The sequence below is a fragment of the Rhodococcus opacus genome (assembly GCF_012396235.1).
In the GTDB taxonomy this organism is placed as follows: domain Bacteria; phylum Actinomycetota; class Actinomycetes; order Mycobacteriales; family Mycobacteriaceae; genus Rhodococcus_F; species Rhodococcus_F opacus.
In genome coordinates this window covers 196997-210670 of sequence record NZ_JAAXPA010000009.1, presented here as the reverse complement: position 1 = coordinate 210670, position 13674 = coordinate 196997, and the positions used below count along the sequence as shown (strand labels likewise).

11 protein-coding genes are annotated in these 13674 nt (G+C 68.6%); 4 read left to right on the top strand and 7 right to left on the bottom strand.

Annotated elements, in window-relative coordinates; all coding sequences use genetic code 11:
- Window positions 1-77: 77 nt before the first annotated feature.
- Window positions 78-722, top strand: coding sequence for a TetR/AcrR family transcriptional regulator (locus tag HGB39_RS14885; protein ID WP_005564766.1), 645 nt, complete (start codon window positions 78-80; stop codon window positions 720-722).
- 59 nt (window positions 723-781) lie between these two features.
- A complete protein-coding gene (locus tag HGB39_RS14880) occupies window positions 782-1981 on the top strand; it encodes an amino acid deaminase/aldolase (protein WP_005564764.1) in 1200 nt (399 codons plus the stop codon).
- Here the strand turns inward: HGB39_RS14880 and HGB39_RS14875 are convergent.
- A complete protein-coding gene (locus HGB39_RS14875; RefSeq protein WP_005564763.1) occupies window positions 1966-5433 on the bottom strand; it encodes a TM0106 family RecB-like putative nuclease in 3468 nt (1155 codons plus the stop codon). The genes HGB39_RS14880 and HGB39_RS14875 overlap by 16 nt on opposite strands.
- 78 nt (window positions 5434-5511) lie before the next feature.
- On the opposite strand from HGB39_RS14875, the gene HGB39_RS14870 reads away from it, so the two are divergent.
- Window positions 5512-6135, top strand: a complete 624-nt coding sequence (locus HGB39_RS14870) for an alpha/beta hydrolase (RefSeq protein WP_052023948.1) — start codon at window positions 5512-5514, stop codon at window positions 6133-6135.
- 51 nt (window positions 6136-6186) lie between these two features.
- Here the strand turns inward: HGB39_RS14870 and HGB39_RS14865 are convergent, their stop codons facing one another.
- The 4 genes from HGB39_RS14865 to HGB39_RS14850 all read right to left on the bottom strand — a co-directional run bounded on the left by HGB39_RS14865 (window position 6187) and on the right by HGB39_RS14850 (window position 10404).
- Complete coding sequence (locus HGB39_RS14865) at window positions 6187-7974, bottom strand: AMP-dependent synthetase/ligase (protein WP_005564760.1); 1788 nt, start codon at window positions 7972-7974, stop codon at window positions 6187-6189.
- Window positions 7975-8113: 139 nt separating this feature from the next.
- Window positions 8114-8818, bottom strand: a complete 705-nt coding sequence (locus HGB39_RS14860; protein WP_005564759.1) for a DUF8548 family protein — start codon at window positions 8816-8818, stop codon at window positions 8114-8116.
- A gap of 99 nt (window positions 8819-8917) precedes the next feature.
- The gene (locus HGB39_RS14855; protein ID WP_005253762.1) at window positions 8918-9547 is read right to left on the bottom strand and encodes a phosphoribosyltransferase; all 630 of its coding nucleotides are present in this window, start codon (window positions 9545-9547) and stop codon (window positions 8918-8920) included.
- 59 nt (window positions 9548-9606) lie between these two features.
- Window positions 9607-10404: a carbon-nitrogen hydrolase family protein gene (locus HGB39_RS14850; protein WP_005253763.1), complete on the bottom strand. Its 798-nt coding sequence runs from the start codon at window positions 10402-10404 to the stop codon at window positions 9607-9609.
- A 108-nt stretch (window positions 10405-10512) separates the two neighbouring features.
- On the opposite strand from HGB39_RS14850, the gene HGB39_RS14845 reads away from it, so the two are divergent.
- Window positions 10513-12273, top strand: a complete 1761-nt coding sequence (locus HGB39_RS14845; RefSeq protein ID WP_064080490.1) for a DEAD/DEAH box helicase — start codon at window positions 10513-10515, stop codon at window positions 12271-12273.
- Between the two features lie 37 nt (window positions 12274-12310).
- Here the strand turns inward: HGB39_RS14845 and HGB39_RS14840 are convergent, their stop codons facing one another.
- Both HGB39_RS14840 and HGB39_RS14835 read right to left on the bottom strand, forming a co-directional pair.
- The gene (locus HGB39_RS14840; protein ID WP_005573939.1) at window positions 12311-12943 is read right to left on the bottom strand and encodes a hypothetical protein; all 633 of its coding nucleotides are present in this window, start codon (window positions 12941-12943) and stop codon (window positions 12311-12313) included.
- Window positions 12944-13029: 86 nt separating this feature from the next.
- Window positions 13030-13581 (bottom strand): mycothiol transferase, encoded by a 552-nt coding sequence (locus HGB39_RS14835; protein WP_005253766.1) that lies wholly within the window; start codon window positions 13579-13581, stop codon window positions 13030-13032.
- Window positions 13582-13674: the final 93 nt, after the last annotated feature.

Genomic DNA, 13674 nt, shown 5'->3' with positions numbered 1-13674 from the left:
CGTCCAGGCAAATGGCGGGTTGGTCGGGCGTCCGTGTTGGTCACAGGCGAGGCTCCCGCAGGTTCTACGATCAGAGGATGCTGAACAGGCTTCCTGCGGATGAACGTCGTGCCCAACTCGTCGAGTCGGCGCTCGCCATCGCGGAGCAGCGCGGCGTCGCGTCGGTCACGGTGCGTGCCGTGGCGGAGGAGGCGGGCGTCTCGCTCGGGGTGGTGCACTACTGCTTCGAGAGCAAGGAGGAGCTCCTCGCGGCGATGGGCGAGAGCCTGGTTCTGCAGCTCAGCGCGTCGATGCGACTGGCGTTCGGTCAGGTTCGGCACGCGCCGGACCTGCGCGGGATCGACGGTCTGCGCGAACTCCTCCACATCGGGATCAGCGGAATGTGGCCGATCATCGAGGCCACCCCGGACCGCCAGTTGCTGACGTACGAGATCACCGCGCAGGCGTTGCGGCACCGGGCGTCCGGGAGCGAGCGGGCCGGCGACATCGCCGGTCAGCAGTATCGGACCATGGACGAGGAGGCGATCGAGTTCCTCGCCGAGTGCGCCCGCATCGCCGAAGTCGGCTGGGCCACCCCGGTCGAGGCGATCGCGCGGTTCGGGCTGGCCATCCTGGACGGGCTCGTGCTGCGGTGGCTGGTCGACCGCGACAGTGAGGCGATGATCGCGGCGCTGGACGACATGGTGCACGTGATCGCGTCGAAGGCGGTCGAGCAGGCCTGAGCGGGCCCGTTTGATCTGGACAATCGTCCAACTCGATGGTTGACTGGCGTCGCAGACCGATGGAGAAGATTGGACGAACTGTGACGCCCACGCTCGACCGTCTCATCGCCTCGACGACCGAGGTCGACCCGCCGTTGGCCGCACTCGACCTGACCACGCTGCGCGCCAACGCCGCCGACCTGGTGCTGCGTGCGGGCGGCACCCCCGTCCGCGTCGCCAGCAAATCCGTCCGCTGCCGCGCGGTACTCCAGGTCGCACTGGGGGAGAATCTCACCGGGGCCGGCGGGTTCCGCGGGATCATGGCGTATTCGCTGCGCGAGGCGATCTGGCTCGCCCGGCACGGCGCGGACGACATCCTGATGGGCTACCCGACGGCCGACCGCGGGGCACTCGCAGAACTCGCGGCCGATCCCGAACTGCTGAACAGGATCACGTTGATGGTCGACAGCGACGACCACCTCGACTTCGTTCTCGCCGCGGCAGGCACCACGTCCCTCCCGGCCCGGCTGTGCATCGACGTCGACGCCTCGTTGCGGCTCGGGCCGGTCCACATCGGGGTGCGCCGTTCCCCGCTCCGCGAACCGTCCGCCGTCGCCGCGTTCGCGAAGCGCGCCGCGGGGCGGGGATTCGCCGTCGTCGGTGTCATGTTCTACGAAGCGCAGATCGCGGGTCTGCCCGACTCCAGTCCGCCGATCGGCTGGATGAAGCGGGCGTCCGCGAAAGAACTCGCGACCCGTCGCGCTGCCGTGGTGAACGCCGTGCAGTCGGAGGTCGGGGTGCTCGAGATCGTCAACAGCGGGGGCACCGGCTCGGTGGAGGTGAGCTCCGCGGACCCGGTCGTGACGGAGGTGACAGCCGGCTCCGGTCTGTACGTCCCGACGCTCTTCGACAAGTACCGCGCGTTCCGTCCGCACCCGTCGCTGTACTTCGCCCTGTCGACGGTCCGGCGGCCGGCACCCGGCATCGCGACGCTGTTCGGCGGCGGCTACATCGCCTCCGGTCCCGCCGGGGGCAGTCGCGTGCCCACGCCGGTGTGGCCGCCGCGGCTGAAGCTACTGCGCAACGAGGGCGCAGGTGAGGTCCAGACCCCGGTGACCGGAAAGGCGGCAGCGGATCTCGGCATCGGCGACCGGGTGTGGTTCCGGCACGCGAAGGCCGGCGAGCTGTGCGAGCGGTTCACCGAGGTGCACCTCGTCGAGTCGGACGGCTCCCGCACCGTGGTGCCCACCTACCGCGGCGAAGGTCAGTGCTTCGGCTGACCGGTGAGCCGCATGAAGGCACCCAGCTCGGTCAGACCTTCCGGGGTGCTCGGCATGTACCGCGTCAGCGATTCCGACCGGATGATGATCGCAGCCCACTTGCCGCGGGACACCGCCACGTTCATCCGGTTCCGCGACAGCAGGAACGACATGCCGCGCGGCACGTCCTCGATCGCCGACGCGGTCATCGACACGATGGCGACGGCCGCCTCCCGCCCCTGGAACTTGTCGACCGTACCCACCTCGACCTTGTCGAGGCCGACCGCGGCCAGATCGCGTTCGATCAACCCGACCTGCGCGTTGTACGGCGCCACGACCAGGATGTCGGACTCGCCGAGTGGGCGGGTGCCCTCGAACTCGCTGGGGTCGGTCCAGCCGGAACCGAGCAGCTTCGTGATCCGGTTGACCACCTCCCGCGACTCCTCGGGGGATTGGGTGGCGTTGCCCTGGTGGTCGACGAAGACGGTGTGCACGCCCGGTTCCATGCCGTCGAGTCGTCGTGCGGCACTGGCCGATTCCTGTGAACGCAGCTTGCCGTCGTAGGACAGTGTCGATACGGGCGCGCACAGTTCCGGGTGCATCCGCCACGTGCGTTCGAGGAAATATCCCCGGCTCGCGGGCAGCGCCCCGTGCCCCTCGGCGAGCCACCCGAGGGCCGACGCGTCCACCGGTTCCGGGTGGGTGCCCTGGCTGACCTGCGGAAGTTGCTGAGGATCGCCGAGAAGCAGGAGATTGCGGGCCGCGCCGCCCACCGCGATGGTGTTGGCGAGAGCGAACTGCCCGGCCTCGTCGATGACCAGCAGATCGAGGCTGCCCGGCGGAACCCGGTCGGTGTTCGCGAAGTCCCATGCGGTCCCGCCGATCACGCAGCCCGTTCCCTCGGCCTGGTCGATGAAGCCGGGGTAGTCGTTGGAGCTGATGTCGGTCCACGTCGCGGCGCGATGCCGCCCGTCCTTCTTCGCGACGAGTTCGGCGGGGAGCCCGGCCTTCACGACGCCGCCGAGCATGTTCTCGATCACCGAATGCGACTGTGCGACTACGCCGATCCGCCAGTGGTGCTGCTCGACGAGCGCCTTGATCACCCGGGCCCCGGTGTACGTCTTGCCGGTGCCGGGAGGCCCCTGCACCGCGACGTACGAGTCGTCGAGGTCGAGTAGTGCCGCGGTGATCGCGCCCGCGTAATCCGTGCCGTCGACGGGTGGGAGCGGATTCCCGCTCCGGGTGCGCGGGTCGGACCGCCGCAGGATGTCCACCGACGCGCACAGCGGGAGGGCCGGCAGCGGCGAGCACATGCCGTCCGCGGCCACCGCGATGGACGATTCGATCCGGTCGGTCGTGATCGGCGGCCCGGGGGTGATCGCCGTCGGAAGTTGCACGTACTCCTCGCCGTTCAGGAGTTCCTCGACGATCACCACGTCGCGGCGGCGGCCGTCCTTCCCGACGTCGAGCACGTTGACCGTGCACGTTCCCCGTTGCTGCGGATTGTCGCCCGCGACCGCCTCGGGTGCAGGGGTGTCGTACAGCGCGTACATCGTGGTCTTGGGCCCCACCGTGCTCCCGGTCCCGAAACGGCCGGTGAGCTGAAGTCGCCGGCGCAGCTTGCGCTGCCGCGGGCTGCTCTTGTGCCAGTTCTCCTCGACGACCGCGGACGACACCACCAGAACGTCCCGGATGTCCGACAGTTCGTCGTGCGGCACGACCAGCCGGTCGAAGTGCGCCCACCAGAACGGTTTCCGCTCACGGCGGTGATAGCCGACCGCCGCCGCCATGAGCGCGGCCGCCTGCTGGTCGTGTTCCCGGTGCTCGCTCGGTCCGTGCCCGGCGAACTCGCGTAACGCCGCCTCCGTGGGGGTGCATTCCTCGGTCACCGGGGTGGGCCCGTCGCCGGGCGGCCGGAGGGCGACGCCGTGGGTCTCCGCCTGCCCGATCAGCCAGTCGCGCAGCCGCAGCGTGGAATCGCAGTCGTACTCGTTGTAGTCGGCGATGCCCTGCAGCAGCGCGCGTGCCTCGTCCTCCCGGCCGTTGTCGCGGTGATCGCAGTAGTCGGCGTACGCGACCACCGATGCGGCGGCGTTGGTGACGTCGCCGTCGCGCGGCTGCTCCGGCATGTACAGCGGTTCGAGCTTCTTGATGCTGTAGGACCGTTCGCCGATGCGCAGGCACCCGCGCACCACCGGATACAGATCGACGAGGACGTTGTCGCGCAGCAGGGTGTCGACGGTCTCCTCGCCGACGCCGTGCCGTCCCGCCAGCCGCAGCAGCGCCGACTTCTCGTACGCGGCGTAGTGGTAGATGTGCATGTTCGGATACTGCTGACGACGCGTGGTCACGTAGTCGAGGAAGTCGACGAGTGCCTGCCGCTCCTCGGCGCGGTCGTGTGCCCAGAACGGCCGGAACACGGCGGCGTCGGCGGGACCCTCGACCACGCCGAAGAGGTATTCGAGACCCCAGTCCGTGGATCCGTTCTCGGCCCAGAGCGGGTCTCCCTCGAAGTCGAAGAAGATGTCGCCGTCGTCCGGTTCCGGCAGCCCGCCCAGCGCCTGCGGGGCGTACACCTGGAACTCGGGGGTGCCCGAGGACTCTTGGCGCAACTGCAGGGCGGCCTGCGCGCGAAGCGATTCCAGGGTGCGCTCGGGCAGGCCCTCGACGCTGCCCGTATGCGCGACGAGGGCGTCGAGAGTGCCGATCCCGGCCGCGATCAGCCGGCTCCGCTGCGTCGTGCGCATTCCGGCCACCAGCAGGAGGTCGCGGTGCTGCTCCACCTCCGGGGTGCACGTGTCGCACCGGCCGCACGCCGTGTACCGGGGGTCGCCCCACTCCGCGAGGGACTGCTCGTCGCGGTGCTCGTCGAGAATTCGCTCGAGCGAGGAGCGTCGCGCGGAGTACACGGGAACGATGTCGCCGAGCGAGTGCGCCGAGTCGCTGTCGTCGCCGAGCAGCAGGTGGACGTCCGGTGAGGTCGGGATCCCGTTGTCGGCCAGTGCTTCCGCGTACGCGGCGAGCTGGAGCAGGGCCGACACCTTCGCGTGCCGGGACAGTTTGGTGTCGTGGACGGCATACGTGTCGCCGTCGCGAACGAGGAAATCGCAGAAACCCAGGAAGCGGCCGTCGAAGAACGTCCCCTGGTACACGACGTCGGCGCCGCCGCGGATCGCCTCCACGGTGGCCAGGTTCGCCTCGAACAGTCCCACCGCGGTGTACTCGGGACGGTCCATCGTGACCACCCCGTCGCCGTACTCGGCGCGGAACTGCTCGAGCCGGCGATGTTCGTGAGCATCGCCCAGGCTCGACGTCCGTTTCAGCATGGGGTCGTCGTCGACGGACATGGTGGCGGAACCGGCCCCGGCGAGCCCGAGCGTGGCGTCCAACCGGCGCAGCAACGCGAACTCGCAGGTGGCGGCCGCGGAGAGGTCGCTGGCGCTGTAGACGATGGTGTCGTCGAGGAGGAACACAGCTACGTCCCCAGTTCTGCCGGTGAGTTCACCCGGCCGATTGTGCCATCGGGGTGCGACAGAGCCAGAATGGCAGCCATGCCCTTCTTCGACGGCCACTCCGGACGAGTCCACTACCGGCACTGGAGCGCGGTGGGAGGACCCGCCGCGCAGCTGGTGTTTCTCCATGGCATGGGGCAGCACACGGGTCATTACCACCGGTTCGCGCGCGGACTCACGCCCGCCGGAATCGGGGTGTGGGGAATCGACCAGGCCGGTCACGGACTGTCCGAAGGCGACCATCCGGGATCCGTGGCGGACCTGGCGGAGGACGCCGCGCTTCTCACCGGCCTCGCCGGCAGGCACGCACCGGATGTTCCGCTCGTGCTCATGGGGCATTCGCTCGGTGCCGCGGTCTCGATGGAACTTCTCGCGTCCGGTGACGCCGGTTTCCGGTGCGCGATTCTGTGCGGGACACCGAAGACCGCAGCCGTGCAGCAGACGGCGGATGCGCTCGAATCACTCGGGATACCGCTGCTCGCGGTCCACGGCGTGGACGACCGCATCGCACCGATCGACCCCGTCCGGGACTGGGCGGCGGGGATACGAGGCCTCGAATTCCGGGAGTTCGACGACGCCGGACACGACCTGCTCCACGAGAAGGTCCACGCGACCGTGACCGCGGTGGTCCGCGACTTCATCCTCGGCGCTGCGCGCCCGTGAGTGGTCGAGGAGTCTCCGGACTCCTCGACCACTCACGGGCGGCGGAGCCGCCTACGCGTAGATGGCCTCGATGGCCGCGCCGTGCTCCTTGTGGATGACGTTCCGCTTGAGCTTCAGCGTGGGCGTGAGCTCACCGGTCTCCTGCGTGAAGTCGACCTCGAGGATGCGGTACTTCTTGATCCGCTCCGGGTTGGACACCTTCGTGTTGCCCTCGGCCACGGCCTCGTCGATCTCGGCGACCAGGTCGGGGTTCTTCACCAGTTCGGACACCGGGGTGTCGGCGGCCAGTCCGTGGCGTTCCTTCCAGCCCGGCAGGGTTTCGGAGTCGAGGGTGATGAGCGCGCCGATGAACGGCTTGCCGTCACCGACGACGAGGCACTGGCTGATCAGCGGGTGCGCGCGGAGTGCGTCCTCGAGGACCGCAGGCGCGACGTTCTTGCCGCCCGCGGTGACGATGATTTCCTTCTTGCGGCCGGTGATGGAGATGTAGCCCTCTTCGTCGATCGAGCCGAGATCGCCGGTGTGGAACCAGCCGTCCCGGATCGAATCCGCGGTGGCCTGCTCGTTGTGCCAGTAACCGCCGAACACCACGGGACCCGTCAGGAGCAGTTCGCCGTCCTCACCGATCTTCGCGGCATGGCCGTCGATCGGCTTGCCGACGGTGCCGACCTTCTGTGCGCGGGTGGTGTTCACGGAGATGGCGGCGCTCGTCTCCGTGAGGCCGTAGCCCTCGTACACCGGGACACCGATGCCGCGGAAGAAATGACCGAGGCGTGCACCGAGTGCGGCGCCACCGGAGACGGCGCGGTCGCACTCGCCGCCGAGGGCGGTGCGCAGCTTCGAGTAGACGAGCTTGTCGAACAGGGCGTGCTTGAGCTTGAGGCCCAGCCCGGCGCCGCCGTTGTCCTGCGCCTCGCTGTACGCGATGGCCGTGGCGGACGCCTTCTCGAAGATGCTGCCCTTGCCGCCGTCGTACGCCTTCTGCTTGGCGGAGTTGTAGACCTTCTCGAACACCCGCGGCACCGACAGGATGAAGTGCGGCTTGAACGCGGCGAACTGGTCGAGCAGCGTGGTGAGGTCGGCGGTGTGCGCGACCGTGACCTTGGCGTCGAACGCACCGAAGGAGATGGCGCGGGCGAAGACGTGCGCGAGGGGCAGGAACATCAGGGTGCGCCTGCCTGCGTACATCGCGTCGCTGAGCGCCAGCTTCACGGCCGCGGACTCCGCGTAGAAGTTGGAGTGCGTCAACTGCACGCCCTTGGGGCGGCCCGTGGTGCCCGACGTGTAGATGAGGGTCGCGGGGGAGGACGCGCGCACCTGGTGACGACGCTCGTGCAACTGCTCGTCGGTGACGCCTTCGCCGCGCTTCGACAGTTCGTCGATCGCGCCGCCCTCGATCTGCAGAACCTCACGCAGGTCCGGCGCGGCGTCGGTGACGACCTTCAGCGCGTCGGCCTGCTTGGCGTTCTCGACGACCAGCAGCGACGTGCCGGAGTCTTCGAGGATCCACTTGGCCTGATCGGGTGCGGACGTTTCGTAGATGGCGACGGTGCACCCGCCTGCCGTCCAGATCGCGTAATCGATGACGACCCACTCGTACCGGGTCGCCGACAGGATCGCGACGCGGTCACCGAGCTCGACGCCGGAAGCGATGAGGCCCTTCGCGACGGCGGAGACCTGCTCCGCGAACTCCGCGGCGGTGACGTCTACCCACCCACCGTTGCCGGGGCGCTTGAACGGAACGAACTTCGGGTCTTCCTCGGCATGACGGAAGACCGTGTCCGCCATGGAGGCGTCCTCCGGAATTGAGAACGACTGCGGTACCGAGAATTCACGCACTATGACCCCTCCACTGAAACGACATGACGGATGTGCATTCGATCACATTTGTCCCAGTTTCGCACCAGGGTCGATGTCCGTTATGTGTATTTCGTGTCTGACCAGCGGAGATAAGTGTAACTCGGCGTAAACTGATAACTCAGGCGGCCTCTTCCAGACGGCGCGAGTTGGCCGACAGCCAGCGCCGGATCGCGTAGTTCAACTGGTCCGGATCGACACCGAGTTCGGTGGCGGTCGCCTCGAGAATCTCCTCGGCGAGGCCGTCGTCGGTGGCTTCCGAAATGCCGAGCGCGCCGCTGATGAACACGTCCGCCACCCGATTCGGCCGGACCCCGGGGATCCCGGCGAGCATCAGGAAATGCGCCCACGTGACGTCGCTGCTCTCACCGCACACCTCGATCCACGCGTCGTGGATCTGCTCCAGGGCGGCTTCGTCCCGGGCGGCCTCGAGAAGGTCGTCGATGCTGTTGATCCGGAGCTGGTGTAGTCGCTCCGCCGCCAGCTGGATGTGGCGCGCTTCGATCGGCACACCGGTCGCGGAGTACCGCCTCTTGTACGAACCGACCTTGCCCGCCCACTGATCCGAGCTGCCCGCCTCCTCGAACGTGCGGAGAAGGTCGCGCGCGCCGTCGGTGAGGGGCTGATCGGGGTGCGCCCGCCGGTACGCCAGATAGCGGTCGACGACGGCGACCTCGCTGTGCCCGGCGCTCGACTGCACCGATTCGATGATGCAGAGAGCGAGGCTGTGCCGGTAGGCATCGGAGGTGACCCAGCCGGACGGGTCTCCCAATCGGTCGAGGCACGCGGTGACGACGGTTTCGACGGTATCGGCAGAGACGGTCACGAGATCCTCCAAAGGCAGTCTGTTCTGTGCTCTGTCCGGTGTATCGACAGGGCCTCCGGGAACGTTGCACTGGAGCTGAAGATTCCTCGAGAACCACCGTCAGTGGTGGGCCAAAAGGTCTGTGACCTCGCTGTCCGAGAGTTGATGGAAATCGTCGTACGCGTTGCCGACTCCGCCGAGATCGGCCGGGATGTACGGGCAGACCACCTCGTCGGCGGTCACGCGCAGACGTCCGACGGCCTCCGGGGCCGCCACGGGGACCGCGACGATCACGCGTGCCGCGCCCAGCTTCTTCACCGATTGGCAGGCCACCGCCGCGGTCGCGCCCGTGGCCATGCCGTCGTCGACGAGGACGGCCGTGCGGCCCTTGAGCGACACGCGCGGTTTCCCGCCGCGCAGCACCCGCGCCCGCCGTTCGAGTTCGCGGCGCTCCTTCGCCTCGACCATGGCGAGTGCGGTCTTGCTGATCCGGGCGATGCGGATGACGTCGTCGTTGATCACCCGGGATTCACCCTCACCGATGGCGCCCATGGCGAGTTCCGGCTGCCACGGGACACCCAGTTTGCGGACGAGGACCACGTCGAGGGGCGCAGACAGGGCGGCAGCGATCTCGAACGCGACGGGGACGCCGCCCCGCGGCAGACCGAGCACCACCAGATCGGTGCCGCGCAGGTGCTCCAATGCGGCGGCCAGTCTGCGGCCGGCGTCGGCGCGACTGGTGTACAACATCGAACGCTCCGTGATCGAGGAGAACGGTTCGTCTCCGACGCTACTCCCGATCGGGCCGTTCAGATCTCGCTGACGGTGAATCGGCGCAGGGCGAGGGCGGGGTTCTTCTCCCGCACCTCGGTGATCCGCTCCGCGCTGACCGCCGCGACCGCTGTACCCACCCGCTCACCGAGGGAGGCGAGGGTCACGCCCATCGGATCGACGATCATGCTGTTGCCGGCCCCGGTGCGCGCGCTCTGGTCGGCGGCGGCCACGTACACGGTGTTTTCGATGGCGCGTGCCCGCACGAGAGTGGACCAGTGGTCCTCCTTCAACGGTCCGGGCACCCACTGTGCGGGCAGCAGCAGCACGTCGGCGCCCGCGTCGACGATGCGGCGGGTGACCTCGGGGAACCGGAGGTCGTAGCAGGTCTGCATGCCGAACGTGAGGCCGTCGACGGCGAAGGTCTCCGGGGCGCCGATCTCCCCGGCGCGGATGACGTCGGATTCCTTGTAGCCGAACGCGTCGTACAGGTGGAGTTTGCGGTAGGTGGCGACGATGTCGCCGCCCGGTCCGAGCGCGACGAGGGTGTTGGAGATGTGATCGTCCCCGGGCAACTGCTCGTTGACCCCGGCAATCAGGTGGACCTCGAGTTCCTTCGCGGTCGCGGCCAGCCCGCTGACGAACTCGCCGTCCAGGCCCTCGGCCGACTCGACGATCCGCTCGTCCGTTCTCGGCGCCGTGAACATCGCGTACTCCGGCGCCACCACCACCTTCGCGCCGCGGCCCGCGGCCTCGGCGGCGAGCGTGCGGAGGGTGCGCAGGTTCTCCTGCTTGTCCTGACCGGGAGCGAACTGAATGACAGCGACATCGACCATGCCGTCCACGCTAGGCGACGAGGTGCGGCAGGTGTCTCCCGTCCCGGTCGCCGCGTATTTCCGCGGCGTGGCGATGCACTGTGGACTCGTGCACTAAACTGCTGGTCAATGAGTGATATCGAGCGTGACCCCGAACCCCCCACTTTTGCCGACCTCGACATCGATGATCGGGTCTTGAAGGCACTGTCCGATGTGGGCTACGAGTCGCCTTCGCCGATCCAGGCAGCCACCATTCCGCCCCTCCTCGCCGGCAACGACGTCGTCGGCCTGGCGCAGACCGGCACCGGCAAGACCGCTGCGTTCGCGGTACCGATCCTCTCGAAGATCGACCTGACGCAGAAGTCGCCGCAGGCGTTGGTTCTCGCGCCGACGAGGGAACTGGCGCTGCAGGTCGCGGAGGCGTTCGGCAAGTACTCCGCCCATATTCCGGGCCTGCACGTCCTGCCCATCTACGGCGGTCAGAGCTATGGCGTCCAGTTGTCGGGGCTGCGGCGCGGCGCTCACGTCGTGGTGGGCACGCCCGGTCGGGTGATCGACCACCTGGAGAAGGGCACGCTCGACCTGTCCAAGCTCTCGTACCTCGTCCTGGACGAGGCCGACGAGATGCTGAAGATGGGTTTCCAGGAGGACGTCGAGCGCATCCTCGCCGACACTCCGGAGTACAAGCAGGTGGCGCTGTTCTCGGCGACGATGCCGGGGGCCATCCGCAAGATCTCGAAGCAGTACATGCACGACCCCGTCGAGATCACGATGAAGTCGAAGACGTCGACGGCCTCCAACATCTCGCAGCGGTACGTCCAGGTGGCGCACCAGCGCAAGCTCGACGCCTTGACGCGTGTCCTCGAGGTCGAGGACTTCGAGGCGATGATCATCTTCGTGCGCACCAAGCAGGCCACCGAAGACCTCGCGGAACGACTGCGCTCGCGCGGATTCTCCGCGTCGGCGATCAACGGCGACATCGTGCAGGCGCAGCGTGAACGGACCATCGGCCAGCTCAAGAGCGGCGCCCTCGACATCCTCGTGGCCACCGATGTGGCCGCGCGTGGTCTGGACGTGGACCGCATCTCCCACGTCGTCAACTACGACATCCCGCACGACACGGAGTCGTACGTCCACCGGATCGGCCGCACCGGTCGCGCCGGGCGCGCCGGCGAGGCGCTGCTGTTCGTGGCGCGGCGCGAGCGTCACCTGCTCAAGGCCATCGAGAAGGCGACCCGTCAGCCGCTGGCCGAGATGCAGCTGCCCAGCGTCGACGACGTCAACGCGCAGCGTGTGGCCAAGTTCGGCGACTCGATCACCGAGAGCCTCACGTCCGACAACCTGGCGTTGTTCCGCAAGATGATCGAGGACTACGAGCAGGAGCACGACGTCCCGCTCGCCGACATCGCCGCCGCGCTCGCGGTGCAGTCGCGCGACGGTGAGGCGTTCCTCATGGCGCCCGAACCGCCGCCCGCGCCCCGCCGCGAGCGTGAGCCCCGCGAACGCCCGGCGCGCCGTTTCGACGACGGCCCCCCGACGCGGTCGCGTGGACCGGAGGGCCAGGAGCTCGCGACGTACCGCATCGCGGTCGGCAAGCGGCACCGTGTGGTGCCCGGTGCGATCGTCGGTGCCATCGCGAACGAGGGTGGGCTGCGGCGCAGCGACTTCGGGCACATCAGCATCCGCCCGGACCACAGCCTGGTGGAGTTGCCCGCCGACCTGTCCAGCGAGACCCTCGAAGCCCTGCGCCGTACCCGGATCTCCGGTGTGCTGATTCAGCTGCAGCCCGATTCGGGTCCGCCGTCGGGTCGGCCGCGCGGTGGCCGCGACGATCGGGCAGGCGGAAAGTTCCAGCGCGACCGGGACAGCCGGAAAAGGCCGCGCGAGTAGTTCTCGCGCGGCCGTCCCGAACGGGATCCCCCGGCGATTACGCCGGGGGAGCGGGAGCCGGGGCGGGCTGTGCCGCCTCGGCGGGCAGCGGCCCCTCCTCGGGAACGAAGAACGAACCGACGGTCGGCAGCACGTAGCACGTCGCGTTGGTGTAACCGACGGTGCCGAAGATCGATGCCACGACGGTGCCCGGCCCCGTCGTCACGACCTTGTTCAGCGCCGGGTAGCCGCCGTCGGTGACGCCGTCGAGGGGCAGGATTCCGCTGGCGCCGGTGTTGGTGTTGATCCACGCGACGTTGAGTCCCGACGACTTCACGACACCGGGGTACGCGGAGAGAGCCTGGAAGCTGATCTCGTTGGCCTTCACCTCGGCGGTGGGCCCGGTGGTGCCCGACGCCAGCGTCAGCGTGACCGGTGCGACGGTGCCGCAACCCACGGTCGGTGCGGTGTAGAGGAACGGCGTGTACGCGCCCGCGACATCATGCAGCACGGTCGACGTGGCCAGCGCCTCGACCGCGGCCTTCTCCTCGGGCTTGTCGGCCTGGGTGCGCAGTTCGGCGAGTCCGGGGACGTCCGGGGTGGCCGGTTCCGCCGCTGCCGTGCCCGAGAGGCCGAAAGTCGCCGCGATACCGACCGTTGCCGCCGCGATCGTGCGTCGCATCACGCTCATACCGTCCACCTGAACTCCTCGTTGTCTCGTCCGGGCAGCTCTGCAGCGCGCCCGAGCGGAGAATTTACCCGAGAGAGTGGAAACAGTCAGGACCAGCTGCCGCCGCCGGCCAGCGTATCGGCGCGTGCACCGTCGAGGGATTGCCGGATGATGTCGGCGTGACCGGCGTGCCGGGCGAGTTCCTCGATCTGGTGCAGCAGCATGTAGCGGACCGTGAAGGTGACTCCCGACGCCATCCACTGCGCCACGTCGGCGGGCAGGTCGACGTCGCGATCCAGATCGGTTTCGGCTGCGACCGCGGCCTCGGTGGCGCGCTGTGCGTCGTCCAAGCGGGCGAGGAGAACGTCGACGGTCTCGTCCTCGGCGACGTTCCATGCGGCCATCCACGCTGCCACCGGATCGTCGCCGACATCGCGCGGGGCCCCGGTGATGCGGGAGGTCATCGCCTCCTCGCCGTCGATCACGTGCTTGAGGAGTGACGCCAGGCTCAACTCGCTGGCGCTGGGCACACTGCGGGCCTGCTCCTCGGTCAGCCCGGACAGCGCGTTGCGGAAGGCGGTGCGCTGGTTGTCCAGCATGAGGAGAAGGAGTCCGCGCTCGTCGGAGATGAGGTTCTGGGTGCTGGGTGATTCGGTCATGCACCCAGTGTGGCGGCAATAGCGGACACCTACTGTCCTCGATCGACACGCTGCGCGCGTCCCCAGCGGTTCGGGCAGGACCGACCTACGATC